Annotated in this window: 15 protein-coding genes; 3 read left to right on the top strand and 12 right to left on the bottom strand. The window is 53.2% G+C overall.

Features of this window, described 5'->3' with window-relative positions; genetic code table 11:
* Window positions 1-82: 82 nt before the first annotated feature.
* From pncA to ACR3ZL_RS19760, 4 genes are all read right to left on the bottom strand, one after another.
* The gene (gene pncA, locus ACR3ZL_RS19775; RefSeq protein WP_473651376.1) at window positions 83-709 is read right to left on the bottom strand and encodes a bifunctional nicotinamidase/pyrazinamidase; all 627 of its coding nucleotides are present in this window, start codon (window positions 707-709) and stop codon (window positions 83-85) included.
* The gene (locus ACR3ZL_RS19770) at window positions 706-2,181 is read right to left on the bottom strand and encodes a nicotinate phosphoribosyltransferase (protein ID WP_473651377.1); all 1,476 of its coding nucleotides are present in this window, start codon (window positions 2,179-2,181) and stop codon (window positions 706-708) included. Before ACR3ZL_RS19770 ends, pncA begins: the two co-directional genes overlap by 4 nt.
* 182 nt (window positions 2,182-2,363) lie before the next feature.
* Window positions 2,364-2,642 (bottom strand): hypothetical protein, encoded by a 279-nt coding sequence (locus ACR3ZL_RS19765; protein ID WP_473651378.1) that lies wholly within the window; start codon window positions 2,640-2,642, stop codon window positions 2,364-2,366.
* 249 nt (window positions 2,643-2,891) lie between these two features.
* Window positions 2,892-5,297, bottom strand: a complete 2,406-nt coding sequence (locus ACR3ZL_RS19760) for an SHD1 domain-containing protein (RefSeq protein WP_473651379.1) — start codon at window positions 5,295-5,297, stop codon at window positions 2,892-2,894.
* Window positions 5,298-5,940: 643 nt separating this feature from the next.
* On the opposite strand from ACR3ZL_RS19760, the gene ACR3ZL_RS19755 reads away from it, so the two are divergent.
* Window positions 5,941-6,225: a hypothetical protein gene (locus ACR3ZL_RS19755; RefSeq protein ID WP_473651380.1), complete on the top strand. Its 285-nt coding sequence runs from the start codon at window positions 5,941-5,943 to the stop codon at window positions 6,223-6,225.
* A 54-nt stretch (window positions 6,226-6,279) separates the two neighbouring features.
* Here ACR3ZL_RS19755 and ACR3ZL_RS19750 read toward each other — a convergent pair whose 3' ends face one another.
* The 7 genes from ACR3ZL_RS19750 to ACR3ZL_RS19720 all read right to left on the bottom strand — a co-directional run bounded on the left by ACR3ZL_RS19750 (window position 6,280) and on the right by ACR3ZL_RS19720 (window position 13,470).
* A complete protein-coding gene (locus ACR3ZL_RS19750; protein WP_486173598.1) occupies window positions 6,280-7,290 on the bottom strand; it encodes an HlyD family secretion protein in 1,011 nt (336 codons plus the stop codon).
* 26 nt (window positions 7,291-7,316) lie between these two features.
* Window positions 7,317-8,108 (bottom strand): ABC transporter ATP-binding protein, encoded by a 792-nt coding sequence (locus ACR3ZL_RS19745; RefSeq protein ID WP_473651382.1) that lies wholly within the window; start codon window positions 8,106-8,108, stop codon window positions 7,317-7,319.
* 20 nt (window positions 8,109-8,128) lie between these two features.
* A complete protein-coding gene (locus ACR3ZL_RS19740) occupies window positions 8,129-9,256 on the bottom strand; it encodes an ABC transporter permease (RefSeq protein WP_473651383.1) in 1,128 nt (375 codons plus the stop codon).
* Between the two features lie 661 nt (window positions 9,257-9,917).
* On the bottom strand, window positions 9,918-10,568 hold the full coding sequence (locus tag ACR3ZL_RS19735) for a YdcF family protein (protein WP_473651384.1): 651 nt from the start codon (window positions 10,566-10,568) through the stop codon (window positions 9,918-9,920).
* 240 nt (window positions 10,569-10,808) lie between these two features.
* Window positions 10,809-12,098: a polysaccharide biosynthesis/export family protein gene (locus tag ACR3ZL_RS19730; RefSeq protein WP_486172910.1), complete on the bottom strand. Its 1,290-nt coding sequence runs from the start codon at window positions 12,096-12,098 to the stop codon at window positions 10,809-10,811.
* A gap of 142 nt (window positions 12,099-12,240) precedes the next feature.
* Window positions 12,241-12,372, bottom strand: a complete 132-nt coding sequence (locus ACR3ZL_RS19725) for a hypothetical protein (protein WP_473651386.1) — start codon at window positions 12,370-12,372, stop codon at window positions 12,241-12,243.
* Between the two features lie 57 nt (window positions 12,373-12,429).
* Complete coding sequence (locus tag ACR3ZL_RS19720) at window positions 12,430-13,470, bottom strand: FemAB family XrtA/PEP-CTERM system-associated protein (protein ID WP_473651387.1); 1,041 nt, start codon at window positions 13,468-13,470, stop codon at window positions 12,430-12,432.
* Between the two features lie 864 nt (window positions 13,471-14,334).
* Here ACR3ZL_RS19720 and ACR3ZL_RS19715 point away from each other — a divergent pair.
* Both ACR3ZL_RS19715 and ACR3ZL_RS19710 read left to right on the top strand, forming a co-directional pair.
* Window positions 14,335-15,150, top strand: coding sequence for an N-acyl amino acid synthase FeeM domain-containing protein (locus ACR3ZL_RS19715; RefSeq protein ID WP_473651388.1), 816 nt, complete (start codon window positions 14,335-14,337; stop codon window positions 15,148-15,150).
* Between the two features lie 413 nt (window positions 15,151-15,563).
* Window positions 15,564-17,108: an FAD-binding oxidoreductase gene (locus tag ACR3ZL_RS19710; protein ID WP_473651389.1), complete on the top strand. Its 1,545-nt coding sequence runs from the start codon at window positions 15,564-15,566 to the stop codon at window positions 17,106-17,108.
* 89 nt (window positions 17,109-17,197) lie between these two features.
* On the opposite strand, the gene ACR3ZL_RS19705 is transcribed toward ACR3ZL_RS19710, so the two are convergent.
* Window positions 17,198-18,355 (bottom strand): glycosyltransferase, encoded by a 1,158-nt coding sequence (locus ACR3ZL_RS19705; protein WP_473651390.1) that lies wholly within the window; start codon window positions 18,353-18,355, stop codon window positions 17,198-17,200.
* Between the last annotated feature and the right edge of the window lie 362 nt (window positions 18,356-18,717).

Raw genomic sequence — 18,717 nt, 5'->3', positions numbered from 1 at the left:
AGGCAGGTGGATGCATCCCGAGGCGACCGCTCCGGTGGAACAGGATGAGAGCGTGTGAGGATGATCGGCCGCAGGCTGACGTTTATGGATTGGATGCGAGCCAGCGGTCGCTAGTCACGCACCGGACGCCCGCTTGTTTCATTTTCGCGATGGCTACGTCGCAGTCGCCCTTGTGCAGATCGACTCCGCGGCACGCGTCTTGGATCAACCAAGTGCGGAAGCCCAGGCCCACTGAGTCTAAGGCGGTAGCGCGAACGCAGTAGTCGGTGGCTAAGCCGACGATGAAGGTATCCGTCACGCTGTGTTCGCGAAGGTAAGTTCCCATACCCGTGTCGTGGGTTCCGCCGTTATCAAAGAAACCGCTGTAACTATCTAGACGCGGATTGGTTCCTTTCTGGAATACTTGCGTGATTGACGCGGTGTGCAGTCGATCGTCGAACGCCGCTCCATGACTGTCTTGCACACAGTGATCTGGCCACAAGACTTGATCAATGCCTTCGAGATCAACAACGTCGCCGACGGAACAGCCCGGGTGTTGGGAGGCAAAGCTCATGTGGTTTTGCGGGTGCCAATCTTGCGTGGCGACGACGATCGGAAAGAACGGCTGCAATTGATTTGCGATTTCAATCACCTCGTCTCCTTGTGGGACCGCTAACGCACCACCGGGCAAAAAGTCGTTCTGGATGTCGACAAGGATTAACGCGTTCACGATTGGTTTCTCGCATCGAGGATCATCGCAGCTTTCGATTCGTAAAGTGATCGTTCCAGTCCGACAGGGTACAAGTGTGGGTTATCAAAGCGTTTCACTGCCGCTGGAGTTCGGCTTAGTTGGTCGCTCACACGTTTCCGGATTTCATCAAGGGACGGTTGTGAATGGACGTTGGCTCCGTTTCGAAAAGTGGGTATCAACAGATCGGATGATCGGGATTCAGCACCGAAGTGTTTTTGGCGAGTTGCGTCAGCGGGATCGACCATTGTCGCACCCGACGATATGCCCTTGACCGTGTCGATGTTGTAGATCATGTCACCGCGATGTTCGGTTGCGTTTTCAAAACGCCGGACCTGCAAGATGCCAGGGTTGCTGACCTTGATGGATTGTTCCGACAGTTTGATTCGGTACTGCCATTCGCCGTGTTCGTCTTGGATTGCACCCAACTTGTACACACCGCCAAGGGCCGGTTGATCGAAGGCGGTGGCGAGCTTCGTACCTACACCCCACGTATCGATTTTGGCACCTTGGTGCTTCAGGCTCACGATCAATCGTTCGTCGAGATCGTTGCTGGCGACGATCGAAGCGTCTGGGAAACCACCTTTATCCAGAATCTTGCGTGCCTCGATACTCAGCCAAGCTAGATCGCCCGAATCGAGACGAATGCCCAACATTTCATGCCCCGACGCTCGCAAGGCTGTTCCGATTTCAACTGCGGTGCGTACGCCTTCCAGGGTGTCGTAGGTGTCAACAAGAAAGACGCAATTGTTGGGCATTGCTTGGGCATAAGCTTCAAATGCTTCTCGTTCACTGGGGAAGGTCATCACCCAGCTATGGGCATGAGTTCCGACAACGGGAATTCCAAAATGCTTGCCTGCGAGTACGTTGGACGTCGCCGAGCAACCACCGATATAAGCGGCACGCGAAGCAGATAGCGAGCCATCGATGCCTTGGGCTCGTCGCAAGCCAAATTCAATCACCCGGTCACCGTTCGCAGCGGCGCAGATGCGAGCCGCTTTGGTCGCGATTAGCGTTTGGAAGTTGATAATGTTCAGCAGCGCCGTTTCCAAAAGTTGGCACTGCAGAATCGGGCCCGTCACTCGCACCAGCGGTTCGTGAGGGTAAACGACCGTGCCCTCGGGAATCGCGTCAACTTGGCAAGTCAAACGCAGTTCGCTGAGATAGTTTAGGAAGGCCTCGTCGAAGAGCGGCTTGCCATCGGCACCGGATAGAGAGCCTAGGTACACCAAATCGTCAGAGCGAAATTGGAAGTTTTCCAAGAACTCAATCGCAGTCTGCAAACCGCATGCGATCGAGAAGCCGCCTTCAAACGGATTCTTGCGAAAGAACAGATGGAACACCGACTCACGTTCAGCTAGACCTTGTTTCCAATAGCCGTACGCCATCGTGAGTTGATAAAGGTCCGTCAGCATCGCCAATGATGGACGATAGAGTTGGTCGAGGTGATTCATGGCATCGATTCTTGCTGGCGAGACCCGCGGATTGATTCGCTTCGATAGAAGTCCGCGCGGGCCGAGCCCTACCCGTGCATGATTCAGCTTATCCGATCGCCGCGAGCGATTGGAGCGTTTCGCCAGGCTGCTCGCTTGGCGGATGTTTGTCACCTCGATGATGTAGGTGCGGCACGTCCGAGCTATAGGTGCATCGGCAAGAAGCGTCTTTGCTCGTCGTCACGCTTTTCTAGGGGAGGATCAATCCAGGGTAGCTTTTCACCGGATTGGACTGCGGCTTGCAAAACGGCTTTGCACATCGGGACCACCTTGCCCAATACTGCGGGCTCGGATGCACCCTCGGCGGTCAGGTCTGGCAGGTTTGCAACGCGAGCACTGACGTTCCCCTCAAGCGACTTGGATAGGTAAACCACAATGCCAAAGGAAGGTGGCGGGGCTTCTGAATCAGTCGTTGGCAGCATTCGGTTGGACTCTGGAATGAATTGAAGAAAGGAAGCCTGTAACGGCGAACTCGCAACGTAACCGACCGGACGCGGAAGCAGAATATCACGACCAAATGGTCAGCCTGATTGGGCTTTGGCTTACCAGGTTTGTTAGCCTGCATCGAGGCTGACTGGGGTGCCTGTCAGCGTTCCGAATGTCAGTGTTTCGGCAATGCTATAGGTTGGTAAGAAGAATCTGTCGCCGATGTCATCGGGTTTGCATCACGATCAGTGAACAGCTTCGCTGGTGTAGCCGTTTGAGGTGAAGGTGCTGGTTCCAAATCCGTTTCTCCATTTTTGGGACATGATCTTTTCAGGGAACGTGATGTTCTCAAACAGCCTGTAGTTTTCGTCTTCGCATTGTTTGACCTCTGCCACCACCGAGCCACCCTCTCGAAACGAGACGAATGAGGGCATTCCTCCGCTACGCATGTGCCAGACCGTCGAACCTTCGGCTTCAATGCCAAGGCTTTGAATCCACGGGGTGGCGGTCACAGTCGTTTCGGATCCATCGGATGAACCAAACGATCCAAAGCGAGATTGGACATAAGTTTGCGTTTGTGATTTACCGCGGGAAGCGGATGCGTTGATGATCAGCGAACTGCTGGCATCTTCGGTCCAACCGGACTTTGTGATTGCGCTACGAATGCCCTGCAGGATGTCAGGGTGGGTGATACTAGGATCGATGCGAACGGAGATCCCAGGGCGGATGATATAGAGTTGTTCGTCGCTCACGTTAGCCATGGACGATAGCGTGGTTTGGCTCGGCACAGTGATCACACCAACGTGTATCTGAGTCGAGTCGGTCCCCTCGACGGCGGCCACGTTTAGCAATTGATTGCCAACCGGTTGCGTTAGCAGAGGCTTCAACGATCTGTCAATCTTGTAAGACCAAGTCAGTAGTCCTCGCTCGAGGTCCCAAATCTTCCTTCCGTTGAAACACCAGCGATTATCGATGACCGATGCGTTTGGGGTGATGCCCGCGCTTCGGATGTCACCGGACGTCAGCGAGATTTTTGTCACGTTTGAGCGAAGGGGAAGCAACGAGCCTCCGAAGTTGCCCTGTGACAGAACATGACCACCGTCTTGTGTGTAATAAGCCGACGGATTCCCCAGCGACGCGACGGGTTTGCCGGAGTCGGTGCTGACCAAAACGGCGCGATTGAATTGGTTGGTGCTGACGAAACGTTCGTCGGGGCTAAGTCCAATTACGTTGGACGAGTTGGGGACGACAAATTCAGCGCGTCTTGCGTCGAGATCCCACATTGTCAGTGATTTGCCGAGGTTTGTCAAAACGCGGTTGTCGCCTACGAAGCTAGCGGCAAGTTTCGGATCCAGGCTGACAAACTTGAGTGTCGGCACCGACCACTTCAGTTCAGGGATCGCCTTCTTGTCACCAGGTGCGAGTCGGTAAACGCAGTAACGACTTGCCGATCCTCTGACTTCCATCCCTTCGGCGGTGATCAATCGGTTTTGTTTGGCCGAGTATGCGAGGATCTGTTCGCCCATCACAAAGTTGGGGCCGGGCCGGACCGATTGCGTGGCCAAGTCGATCCAGTACAACGAAATCGGGTTGTTGGCATCTTGGGTTTTGGGGGTCAAGACGAAGCCCAGCAGCGACGACGAAGGGTCCGCTAGGAAGGTGGGGCTGATCGACCCGGTTCGCGGGATCGAAACACTGAAGTGGCCATCCGTCAGTGATGCGGCGATCGGCGAGGGCTCGCTCGCTTCAGCGGACGAGGCGTCGTCTTTATTTCTACCGAACTCTATCCACGACGGGATGTCTTCGAAGTCGACGCCAGCGAGGTTGAATTCCACCTCGTCGGGGCGACGGGTGAGTACCGCACGTTTGGCAAGCTCGGATTCGATGGACGGATGCAAACGTGTGCGAGGTAGGCGGGTTCGCTTTTTGCTTTCTAGCAACAGTTCGACATACTCTTCATCGTGCGTGATGTAGCGAGCTTTAACTTTGTGTTTGCCGGTGTTGTCTTTCCAGTCTGCCCAGGGGCCTTCGCCGTTGGGGTACCGCAGGTCTTCGTATTCAGCTTCGGTTTCTTCCGGACCTCGTGTGTAGGTATAGGTAATGATCGCCCCTTTGGGCGTTAGCTTGTTGACGGTGGCGGGATACCAGGTTCGGAAGTATTTGTATTCCACCTCATCTCCCACCCGCACAAAGGCCGAGTCCACGAACTCCTTTTCCGCCTTGGCGACCTTGCCGATCTGGGTTTGCAGCGATCTGGAAAGACTGGCGATGGGAACATCGACGACGGTGCCGTCTTCTTTCTTCAGCTTGACGTGAGTCTCGGATCGCTTGATCAATCTCGCTTCGATCTTGAATTTTCCGGACGCATCGCTCCAGACCATCCATGAGCCCTCATCGTTGGGGAAACGCATCTGATCGAGCGAAAAGTTGCCTTCCGTCTCGCGAACAAAGGTGTACCGAACTCGCGCCGTCCCTTTCTGGTATTCCAGGACTTCCCCCGGGATCCACTTTCGAAATTGGAGGACTTCGATTTGGTCTCCTGGCCGAACAGGATCAATTGCGAGCACCGAGCTCGATAAGACGAGCGTGTTGGCGAGAGATAGGACGCAGAAAAACAGGAGTCGCGAATGACAACGGCTGGTCTGATGCATGGGGCGGGTCCAACTTGGGGGAGCAGGCGGGAGGTCGGTATCGACCGCATTTTACGCTCCCGCACCGGTACTGTGTTGCAGTAGCTGTCGAAGAATCCGACAACCACAGTCTCAATTCGGGGGTGTTTTTGAAGCGGCCACGATCCCGAGGCTATCCAGCCCCACTGTTTCGGCAGCCAGTTCACCGGGGCAACGGTTGGCAGACCATCGTCCATGCGAATTCGCCGTTAGAAGACTGTTCTTGGGGGCAGGGGCATTCGCAGGCAGAACCCTCGGATCCTAAATTGGATTGTCGCAAAGGATAACTCGCTAAGTCCCTGGAATGTCAGGGGGTCGGCGGGTGGAAGTGACCGGCCGGGATCCGCTTTTCGCTCTGCGTGCATCGGAATGATTTTTTGGCATAATAAGCGTCTGCGGGTTTGGTCGCCCGCTATTTTTATCGTCGCCTCACCCTCAGCGGTTTCAAAGGTAGGCCGGTAGCTCCGGCCGCACGATTCAACCGGCCGTTTGCGATCCCTTGCAGCAGCAGCCAATCGAATCGGCCATTGGTGAAAGGTAGAGATTGTGAAGAGAGCGTTTGGCGACAAATTCGAGCAGGGGCCCAGCACCCTAAACACATGTTTGCAGCTGAGACCAATTTTTGTTGATCTGCTTGTCCTGTATCAGTCCAAATCGTTTGACCGACGAGGTCCTGCGGAGGTGCCAGCGACTGATTGCTATAGAACACCACGATCCTCATGCCATCGGTGTGGTCGACGGAACCGGCACTGCCAATAGCGGCAGCCATACATTCGGCGTCAAATGCCACTACAACGGCGAACGTGGCAAGGTTGAGAACGCTGTTGTTGTGGTCGCAACCTCGTACGCCACCGTGACATTTACTAGCATTGATAAATGCTGGCATATTCCTGTCCAAGGATTGGTCTGACGATCCGGCAGGTGATATAAAAGCTTCGTTCCCAATGATGTTTAGTTTCCGACCCTACAACAAATCGATTTTGACCTGAACGGGAAGACCAATCGGCAATGGTGGTCCGTCTCGAGATAAGTCCACCCACACACGACGACTGAACGTGTCGTTGCGTTCGCCAGCCCACTGCCCAAAAATCTCCTTGTGCTGCATACGCGGCTCGATCTCAACGATCTCGCCGTGTGAAATGATGCCATCAAGACTATCACTTGTGACTTGGCATTTCTGGCCACATGCCACTTTTAGTGCATCAAACTCGTCAACTTCGACAATGGCCCGTTGGTGAAGTGTGTTGCACATAACAATCAAAGGAGGCGCGTTTGGGGTTCCCGCCAACTCACCTGTATGCCCGTTTATTTTGAGCACGACTCCGTCAACCGGCGATCTGAGTTCTCCTTTACTCAATCTTTCCTTTGCAAGCATTTCATTCGCATGGGCAGCTCGCAGCAGCGATACCGCAATACTAATATCTTCTGGTCTTGCAGACTCGACGAGGGTTTTTAGTCGATTGCGAGACGCTTCAGCAAGCGCGCGTTGGGAAACGAAATGAAATCGAATTTCCTCTTGCTCTTGATCACTGATAGCGGCCCCGGCCCTAAGTTTTAACGCACGCGACAGTTTGGCCCTCGCGCTGTCTAGGCGGGCTGTCGCCGCTTCAAATTCGAGTTCAGCTGTCGCAATTTCGCTCTTCCTGGCTCCATTGCGGAGGCGATCTAATTCCGCCTTACGCTGCTGCACCATTGCCGACGCGAGTTCCAGTTCATACCGCATCGATCGCTGGTCGAGGGTCACAAGCAAATCACCCGTTTTGACTTGATCGCCCTGTTGAACGTGGATTTCAGCGATGCGTTCAACCAACTGGCATTGCAACTCAATTTCCTCTGTCAATCCAGCGATTCGTCCCGGAGCACGAATGGTTGCCTGACTCAACGATTGCTGACTGTTGGTTACCAGCGTGGGTAACGTATCAGGTTTTGTTCGATTCGTTTCGGCAACGGCCACGCCGATACAACAAATGAACATCGTAATTGTCACTACTTTGACTTGGCTCATTTCAGCCGCCCATTTTCAATCTCACAAATGCGGTCGGCAAAATCTGAAATTCGTGGATCATGAGTGACGACAACGGTCGCTGAGTTAGTGGACTGCACTAATTCACGCAGCAACACCATTACCTCGTAACCTGATTTTCGATCGAGTGCCGCGGTGGGTTCATCCGCAAGCAACAAGCGTGGTGACGTCACAACCGCCCGAGCCAACGCAACTCGCTGGCATTGCCCAGGACTCATTTGAGTCGGCAGCTGATCACGATGCATTTCTAAACCGACTTTGCCTAACATCTCCGACGCTTGATCGCGTGCATCTCTGAGAGAATGACCTTGTAGTGTCAACGGAATAGCAACATTGTCTTTTGCGGAGAGGCCGCGGATTAGCTGAAATCGCTGAAAAACAAAGCCGATGTGGCTTCGACGAATCGCAGTTCGCTCTGCGACGCTCAATTGTTCTGCTGACTGCCCAGCAAGGGTGACCTCTCCTTCGTCGCACTCCAGCAAGCATCCGATGATCGAAAGCAGCGTACTCTTGCCGCTTCCCGAAGGACCTGAAAGGAAAACACACTCACCGGCACCCACATGAAAGTCAACCCCATCCAGCACCCATCGCTTCTCGCCGCCAATGGAGTAACTCTTGCGGATTCCTTTCGCTATTAGAACCCTTTCAGATTCGCCAGTTTGAGCGGAAAGATTGCTGATGGACGACAGCGGATCGCGACCTGGCTGAACGACGGGACATTGCGGCACGTCGCCAAGGCCGCTCGATGTAGATCCAATAGCGTTCTGCATTGAATTTCTCATTGCCCTTTTTAACCTTGCAATATGGTATGAGGATCGACTTGACGAACCCGCAGGTACGGCAAGCCAGATGCAGCTAAGCAAATTACAAAGACGAGCGCCGCACTACCGGCGTAGAGACCCTGCGAGAACATGATTTCCGCTCGTGGAGTGCTGAACAGCCACTGGATTATCCAACTCATCACCACTCCGATCGAGATCCCAACAACGGCGACTAGCGAACTTTGGGCTCCTAGCAAGAGCAGCAGTTCGGATTCCGTCGAGCCGATCGCTTTTAGTGTCGCGAACTCGCTGATCCGATCCAATACCATTGCATACAGCGTTTGCGCTACCATCACTAAGCCTACGAGCAAACCAAGCGCGGTGGCGGCGCCAAAGCTGAGCCCCAGACCTGTGCGTGTCAGCCAATAGTTGACGCTCATGTCGGCAAATTGATTTGCAGTCAGCGCTGAAACGTTATCCAGTCGTCGGTTTATTTCGTCGCATACGTCTTGCGCATCGACCCCCGGTTTGGTGCGTACCAAGAAATAGGACGCCATCGATGGATTGCCACCGGAGAACTCAACCGATCGGTCATAAGTGGTGAAAACGTAGGGAGTCACGAGGAAGCTAAGAATCCCGTAACATTTCCCACTGATGACAGCTCGACGGCCGCCGATCTCGCGAATGGAACCGATTTCGGGAATTAGCAACTTGTCATCATCACACGCGTCTACGATCACGCCGTCGACATGCTCCAAAGCATCCAAGGGACCTTCGAAAATCTCGTAGGCTCGCCCGAGATCCGAGGATGGCTTTAACCCGATAACCATCGTCCCTTCATGACCACCGCCAGGAAGCGAGATCTCAGAAAAGCTAATTCGCATCGGTTGGGCTTCGGCAACTCCTTCAATGCTGCGAATCCGATGGACCCAACGTTCGGGAATATCATGGGGAAAGTCGACATTGTGCATGCCACGATGCCCCACCCAGATATCAGCGTTTCCTTGATCGACTAACAGGCTCGCCTTTCGTATCAAACCGAAAAACAATCCCCCCTGCACGTTTACTAGCACAACGGAGAATATCACTCCGATGAGCCCAGCCATCAGTTTTCCACGATCGTGAAACAGAGTGCGGAACGCAATATTCCAAAGCATGGCACTCAACTAAATCGAAACTGAACACGGATAAGACCACCATTGGAGTGGTATCGGTTGTTTCAACCTCGAACTTCATTCCGTTTACTTTGGCACTTTTCTTAAACTGGGAAAGCTACTGTTGAATTCTAGCCTCGAGCTTCTTCACTTTCGCTTCCAGAAATTTAATCCGATCATGTAAGCGAAGCACCAACTGGTGTAGATCGCCTAGGTCTATCCTTGAATTTCGGGGGCGTACCATCTCAACGCCTCTATCGACGGTGGATTCTTTGAGATCCAAGAAAGGGTTTTCGCCTTCCGATTCTTCCGAGCTCCAAGCACGCAGTTCCCGGAGCGTGTCGTCGATCTGTTTATCGATGGCAGGAATTGTTGGGTGCCTGTCTCCCAGCGTCGCGCGTGTGCGGCGGAGATTCTTAAGATCATTGGCCAAGCGATGCCCACGGTCTGTCAGCAGTGCTGCAGGCGGAACTTCATCCCCCTGTTGCAACTGACGACTCTGTACTCCCAAACCAGCGCCGGATCGTGCCGCTTGAGGGGACTGGGCGTGCGCTGAAAGTACAGACGAGATTAGCATCGCAACGAGAACGCAAAAACCAATCCCACGAGACACGATCTGGATGATGGAACGATTCATTTCACTATCAGAGGATTTGCAGATTTCTCAAACCAAAAACCAGTAGACAATCAGTTTGCAGTACTCGATCCAAATCGGATAGTGGGTCTCTGCACTCTCGGAAGGGCTTGATGCAGAATACACCGTCACGGTTGCGGTCTCAGCAAACACTCTCTCAAAACACATTAGACTTCGCCTTGTGTGTGGCGCAGATGTGACAACGACGATTCGTCGCAATTGCGGTTGCTCACGGCGCAAACCAACCGCTTCGCTGTGTGAACTAAGTAGGTCACCGGGAACGGGACTGACGGCGATAATGGCTTCATCAGGCACGCCCAATAATCCGAGGTAGTCGATCTCTCGCTGTATCCGTGTGTTACTCTGCTTCTTAACGAAGTTGTAGCTATCGGTTCGTTGCTCATCGAGCAACGCGATGTTCTTGACACGGTGCAAGTGATACAGATCCGAAGCCGCATGCAGCCTCTCCCAAACCGCGGGCCCATCTGCCATCACATACGCTATCTCGCCAGAAGCTTGGCCATGGTGAACACACAATGGCTCTATCAACCAGCCGCGGACGGTCGCGAATGAAGTCGCAATCCCAATGGAGATGAACAGGAAGCTCGCCCACCAAAACCGTCGTCGCCACGGCACGACTGCGGGGCTGACAATCATCGGTTCCGGTTTACAGTCGGCCACGTCAAAGCAATTGGTAAGGGTGGGGTTTCGGCCAAACGAATGTCATGAGACGACCTGCCTGACTTAGCATACTTGCCAATGTCCCGTTGGCACGTTGATAACCAAAACCGATGCAAAACAAGTCCGCCGACGTTCTCACGAGCGATCAACGCTTCATTCAGCTGTGACAGCCGTAGCAATGTCTGACATCCGCCCAATCATAAAAAGTGATTCAGCTCTCTGGAATCACAGCCCAGAATCCTACTGACGGAACAGCTGCTGGATGCCGTACGTGAAGAATGAGAGTATGCTGAAATTCAAAGCTTCCTCACAGCAACTGTATCGCAGTAAAAGCTTGTCTCCAGATTGAACCAGCAACCGATCGCGGTCGCACTTGACCGCCCGTTCGAGGTCGACCCGAATGCTGTACTCACGTCCGTCCTCGCATTCGCGGAATATAAAAAGTTCAGTTGGGATAACGCCTGTCGATCCTGGTCCGATGCTCCCACCGCCGGAACTGGCGCTATTGCCATACGAATACCCCGCAATCGCCATCGCCTCAAAGATATCAACGTCGTAGTCGCGTGGCAGCAAATGTTCGCCCCCCGGTAGCATCCCCGCCGTGTAGAACACCTCCGTATCGCGGTTGGCGATATAGACGATATCTCCGTCATTAAGAATGACATCTTGTGGACTAATCATGACCTCGGTTCCGCGTTCGACTCGCAACGGAATCGTTCGAGCTGGTCTCGCTAATTTCTCGTCGTGTCCCAACTCCAGTTCTGCGTTAGGAGGAAACATATCCGAATCAATCACATAGCCAGGTTGATATTGGTCGGCGGAAGGACGACGGTAAATCCGAACTTCGTTCTTAGCTTGCAAACCCGGCAATCCACCGCTAACCAATAAAGCATTCAGAACGTCGTTTTTATACGCAGGTAGCTGATAGATGCCACCATGGGAGTCCTGGAAGTTCACGCGTTCGCTGCTCTCGCCGGTATCCTCGCGGATGACCATCACACTGGTCTGCCTCGAATGAATCAAGGTCACGATGGGCTGGGTTGCTTTTGCACTCAGCACTTCTTGTGCTTCGTACTTTTCTTTCAACCGGTCAGCTGCCTCGATCATGGTTAGCCCGGCAAGATTCACCCGGCCGATAATCGGCAACGTGACGATTCCGCCTTCCTGAACCATCACTGGAACACCTAAAGCAGGAGCGAGGTCTTGGTCCCCTTCCCGAAAGTGCACCGGAGGAATTTGCGGCGGTTCACCTTTGGCGTAAAACGGCAACACCCCATCGATGACAAGACCGAGTACATCGCCTTCTTCAATGCGGTAGGCGTCAGGCCTGGGCTGACTCAATAGAGAAACGTCGATGGGCACTAGATTACGTTTCGACTTGGCAAAATAGGCTTGTGAAAGCTTGTGCGAAGGCGTTGCATCAATCGAAAACGTGAAAGAACTGCATCCAGAGGCGAAAACCATGCAAACAAGAAGCAGAAATCCGTTCCATACGTGCGAGCGGCCGAGATCGCTGGGTGCAATCAACATGTCTACTTCCCTGCAAGTGTATTGAGTCGGAGAATCAATGCCTGGAAAATCCTTTCTCAGGCCAGCTTGATATCCCCCCGCTTAGTGATCGACAGTGAGGCAGAGATGTTTGCGACCAATCATTTGTCGCGGTAAATCTAGATCAACCTGCAGAACCGGCACCATTCAATCCGGCGGTAAGCCCGTTTGCTTTAACGCATGTCAATAGACGGTCGAGTTGAGGGAAAAGGCAGCCCAGACATAACGGGTTGCGCGATGAGCGTTGAACGTTCAATCATTCTCGCAATCGAAGTCCCTGCAACTAAGAATTGCTGGCCAGACGCTGATCCGTTCAAGGAATACCACGCACGATGCTGGGGCCAATTATCTTAGTCAGCCACACCGGCAACCGCTGCCAGACTTGCACTAGTCTCTGCTTACCACCCGCGTCCGGTCGCATGTCGTTGGGATCTCCTTTCCGCACGTAATATTGCCAACACGCAGGATGCGGGGTCGCACCCCATTGAGCCTTAAATTTGTAGGTGCCGCTACCCTCGCTACTGCGTCCAAAATCAAATACGCGGCTCCCCTTAGCAATGGCTCGCTGTAGGAGATGTCGGTACATCAACATGTTCGCATTGGTACGATTGAATTTACGCAGGCAACTCGCACTCGGGACCTCGGTACTTCCTTCACAATGGACAAGCAATCCGCCCGCAATTGTTTTGTCTTCCTTGCGAACGACACAAAATTCAGCGTCTCCTGCGAAGTGCTCGATAACACAACGAAACAATTGTTTCGAGAATACAGGCGTCCCCAGATCTCGCATATTGTGAGCGAACACCGAGTAAAAATCATCGAGAAACTCGATTCCGCCCAATTCGACTGCTAGACCGTGCTCATTGGATTTCTTGATCTGGCTTCGCAATTTAGACTTGAAAGATCGATTCAGCTCCTCGTCCGTCTCAGGCAACGAAAGCCGCATGTGTACCTTTTCGGTACGTTGGAAATTCAGCCTTGTGTGCTCGATAGGTTGTTCGTGCCGTAGTTCCAAATACTTGACATCGAGTTCATCTGCCAAATGGCACGCATGGTCGATCAGGGCGGTCGCAGCCTGTGACGTACTTGCCCAAACGCCTCCCGTATTCAAATAGGGAAGACTAACCAAAAACTTACCGAAGATCGGACCACTCACCAACATCAGCGGAAGCATCCCTACCCGCTCGCCGCAAAGGTTCGCCTCCAGTATGAAGGCAGAATGATTCAGTCCGCCGGTCAAACTCCGCAACCAAGTTTCTCGGTGTCCGGCAAGGCGTGAATGTTCAAGTTCACTTGCTGCCAAGTGAGCAAGACAGGGCCAATCGCACGGCCATGTGCTGCGAATTACTTCCACGAGATCTTCTCCATCGAAGACGCAGGAAACCAATGTGGATTATCACCTTGCGTTTGTTCTGTTGCGAGAGGGTCCAACGCCAACTCTCTTGCCGAAATTATGGTTGTGGCTGTTTGACTAATCAAGCACTTCTCGCATTGGAAATAAGTCCATCAGCGAAGATTGCGACTGTCCACGTAAAAACAAACACTTTCTATCGAATTGTCCGACGAATCCCCGGGAAGGCAATCGGCGGTGACCGTCGCAGCGATTTTAGTCTTGTCTTTGTCGGCTGAAACGAGACCAGCTTTCGTCGTGAAAATAGCCTTTCAAATCGGTGCCAAAACAAATGCCAGCAAAAGAATGCGACTGGAGCCGCGCTGCCACTTTGCGAAGTCGCTAACGCAACAAATCCGGTATGACATTCACGCTCCGGATACCAGCAATACGCAATTGTGCTGCGTCAATCTTAGATTTTAACGTTGGCGGATATCTGTAGGTCCGGTTCCTCACGGACGATAAGCCATATTTAGTCGTCCGGTGGGAACGGGACCTACCCTGAATTTAGAAGTTGATGACACATTAGCAGCCCGATGCCTTCATTTCTTTCAAATGCACCTTTGGCATCGCAACGTGGTCGTGCAAAGTCGATTTGCACTCATATCGACGACACTCGCACACACTCCAGTCTCGAATTTTTCCAGAGCAGCCATTTTTATTGTCAATCTAAACAGGAGATGTCGTGGCTAGCGCTCTTTGTACGTCAGCGATTTTGTGGAGCCGCGCGTGAGATATTGGCGATACTAGGATCCAGAGATGCATGAAGGCACCTCACAACCTGCTTAACACAACTGAGTGGTTCAATTCCTTTCGCGTTAGTCGACGATGTCTCCATTCCCATCAACTCCGCACAACGCGAGGAAGGCTGACCACCAACTCAGAATTGCTACGGCTACCTACCCAAGCGACAGCTTCACCGCGTCAGACGGCGAGATCCAAGTCCGTACCGCCCGCACCCGAAGAGAGTTCGACGGCGCCTTTCGATTGCTTCAAAGACGGTATCAAGAAGTCGGGCTAGCGGCAGCCGATCAGGGAAGACCAGCATTACGAGTCATGCCCTGCCACTTGCAACCGGAGACACAGGTCTTCGTGGCGAGTTTGGAAGACGCGATCGTGGGAACCGTCACGCTCATTCTCGACGGGGCAGCACCGTTACCGATGGCATCTAGCTACCCAGATGCCGTAGCACGTTGCCAACGACGTCATCGACTCGGCGAGATTTCCTCACTCGCAGTCGCTCCCAGCTTGGCGAAGCCACGGGGCGTTTTTATGGAATTGACGCGTCTGTTGGCTGTATTTGCTCGCAACTTTGGGGTGGAATACCTAACGGCCACGATCCATCCACGTCACGCAAAATTCTATCAGCATGCGATGGGCTTCGAGATCATTGGCGAAGAAAAGAAATGCGAAACGGTGGGTGGTCGCCCTGGTATTCCCGTCCTGGGAAGTGTCAGCGACCCGTCGGGCGCCAGGGCGAGCATGCAGGCCTTCTACTTTAACGGCGACTTCACAGCCGAAGAACTCGCTCATCGCCCGATGAGAGAAATTGACCGAATCCATTTCCGACGTTGGTGCCCCCTCCCACCAGCGCAACAAATTCGAAGCATCACAATCGGGCAACACGGACGAATTGCAGCCTAATCGCAAGCAGTGTTGTATGGCCGACGAATGCACCATTCCAACCAATTCGGATTCTGTCGAATTGGTTAAGTATTGTGATCGACAGCAAAGGAGCGAACGCAGAATTACCGGAAGGGACAGACGGCCCAATCCCGACTTGATACGATCGCCAGAACCACACGATCGCATCAAGTTCGCTTAACTCGGCTCCGTGAAATACCGATCTTTAGCAAAGTCGGATATTAGCGAATTCCATAGACGTTCGCAGTTACAAGTACCGATTCGCGGCATGCAAGCGAAATCCCCAATGATTGGTTCATTGAAGAGCTTGCGATCTTCCCAAAGCGAATGTTCTATTTTGCGACGTCGCATTGTGATAACAATTGCAAGTGATTCGCCAATGAACGATTGACCCTCGCAATAGGCCATTACTGATGATTGCTAAAAACATTGACGTCACCAGACTTCGGCAGCAAGTGCAGGGAGTTCAACATTCATCCGAATTAGCATCGATTCTCGTCCGCGTCATTGCCCAGATTGTAGGCGAACAAAACGTTTCCGCATCGCTTGAGACGCGAAGTCGCTATAGCCAGACAACGCTGCCTCGAGGCACCCGTCCATGCTGCGTTGTCACGCCGGCGACGGTGGAAGAGGTTTCCGCGTTGATGCTAACGCTTGATGCGTTGGAACTTCCTTGGAAAGCGATATCACTCGGAAAGAACTACGGTTACGGTGACCGGTGCGCATCGGAGGATGGTGGCGTCATCATCGATCTAAATCGAATGAACCGGATCATCGAGATCAATGAAACTCTCGGATACGCCGTCATTGAACCAGGGGTCTCGCAAGGCAAGCTTGCCGACGAATTACGAACCCGTGGCAGTTCGCTCATGCTCGATGTCACAGGGGCTGGCCCCGACGCATCCATTGTAGGCAACGTATTACAGCGAGGCTTCGGCCATACACCTTATGGCGATCGCACATCACAGAGCTGCAACCTGCAATACGTCAAACGCGATGGTTCAGTCCACCACACTGGCTTTGGAGATGTGGATGGCAGCGTTGTAGGGCACGTTTATCCCTATGGCCACGGCCCCAATTACCAAGGCATGTTGGCTCAGAGCGATGAGGCGGTCGTCACCCGAATGACGATATGGTTGATGCCACGTCCAGACAAAGTGTGCGGCTTCGGATTCAGGACCAACGATATCGAAGTATTTGGACAGGTGCTGGAAGTGATCAGCCGGCTTCGGCAGGCGGGGACGATCAACGGAGTGGTCCATTTTGCCAATGATCTGCGTGCCCTGTCATCACAGCCACTGATAAGGAAACATCCGAGGAAGACCGGCCACTTCACTCCAGACGAACGGGCCTCATTGCGACGGCTTGGCAGTGTGGGGTGCTGGAACGCGCTCGGTGGACTCTACGGAACTAGAGAAGAAATCGCGGCCAAGCGAAAGGTAATCCGGCGATCCCTTCGTGGCCTCTGTCATCCACGTTTCTTTGGGAGTCTTCACGTCCGCGGTCTGCAAGTAGCAGCGAAACACGCTCCTACTTGGCGATCATTCGACCGCGTTCGCAGCTTCGCATCCACCATCGGCGACGTTTACGAACTGCTCAACGGAGTTCCCACACCCAGCCATCTTGAGGGGGCTTTTTTTCGAAACCGCCCCGACTCGGGTGAGGTCATTGACGCGGGGTTGATTTGGATCGCGCCGGTGATCCCTTGCACCCGCGCGGATGCGATTCGACTCGTCGAGAAACTTGAGCCGATCGCAAACGACTATGGTTTTGATTTACCGATCACCATCTCTCCTGTCGTTGCACGCGCCGCCGTTTGCATCTCAAACCTGAGCTTCGACAAGAACGATGAACCACAATCAGCAAACGCCAGTGAGTGCTACTCGGCGATTAGCGACGCCCTCGCTCAATTAGGCTACCCGCCCTACCGAAGCAGCAGTATTTGTCTCAATCCCTAAACGCCATGACTCAAACGAGCATCGATGCAGGTGACCGGCCCTTCGCCAACCGTTCATCTGCTTTTTGATTACTGACTGGGACCGATAATCTATCGCTCGATGGCACGGTATTCGTCGACCACTTTTTGCATCCGCCGTTTGAAACAAAATCGTTGTTCGACGGTGCTCCTTCCGGCCAACCCGAATTGTTTTTGCACATCGATGTCCTGCAATAATCGATGTAGCCCACCCTGGAGTGACTCCAGATTGTCCGGTTCGATCAGGCGACCATTGACGCCACCCTTGATCAACGTCGGCATCCCCGCCACTTTAGTTGCCAATACCGGCACCCCCATCGCCATCGCTTCAAGAACGACATTCGGCAGCCCCTCGCGACGACTACTCAGGGTATAAACGTCTGCAGCCCGATAAACCAGACGAGGATCGGCGACGAACCCGAGCAGGCGAATTCGATCCTGATGCCCAGTGCGATCAATCAACTTTTGCAACGATTTACGTTCGGAGCCGTCACCCGCGATCGCCAATCCGACATCAGTCCCTGAGTCGATTATGTTGGCGACAGCTCGGACCAACAGATCGAATCCCTTTTCATTGGACAGCCGCCCCACGCCGACCACGAGAGGCACACTCGGGTCCACTCCGAGCGATCGTTTAGCATCGCATGAATCGAGTTCGATTTCATAGTCATCCAATGCGATCGCGTTATCGATCAGCGAAAGCCGGTCTCGAGGGACACCCACTCGGACACAGTCGTCGTATAGGTCCTGAGAAACGCAGATCACCTTTTGATAGCGAGGCAAGCATTGACGATCGATGAAGTAGTAAAGCGGAGTCTTCCATGTTTTTTGAACCCAGCCGTGAACGGTTGTGACCATCTGCATCGGATGATTGCGACGCAGCATCAACCCCAGCAGATTGCTCTTGTAGTCATGTCCGTGCCAGATTGTCGGTTGATAACGCTCGATTAATTCGTGAAGTCGGGAGACGACACCGAAATCTTTAATGCCAAAGTCATCGACCGCCTCCAGCGGCGCCTTGCGGACCGCCGCACGTTCCTTGATTACCGAAAACCCATCATCGCGTGGGTCACGCAAATAAACGCAGACGCAGCGGTACCCCAACGGACTGAGGAAACGAGGTGAATTCAGGATCGTTTTGTCCGGACCGCCCCCGGTCCCACTGACAACCCGCACATGCATCACTAGCGGCTCGTCACTCGTTGGGTCGAAGTCTACTGTCATCGCCATCAAATGAGCACTCGCTATCGATGAAGCAGGAGCAAAGGAGAGCTGCGACTCGCTCCAGGGATGTTACTCGCAAACGTTGCGAAATCATGATTCAACGACGCCCTGAAAACGTCTTGGCTCAGTAAAAATGAAGTCTGATGACTCCTATCATCGACCTCTACTTTTTCGCCAAGAACGCTGGCATCTCTAATCGTTGCTTAATCACGACGCTCGTCTGCAATGGAAAATGCAAACGCCTCAGCTTCCCTCACGTTTTCTGACGGATGGCCTCCCCAAGGTTAGAATTTGCGATCCCCGGGAGACATCATTCAATAATTACTGGCAAGCTACCTCGGTTCAAGCCATATGCCACGAACAAAAAA

The organism is Rhodopirellula sp. J20-39 (assembly GCF_057365095.1).
Note: the sequence above shows the minus strand (reverse complement) of the source record. Positions and strands in the feature narration are given on the sequence as shown.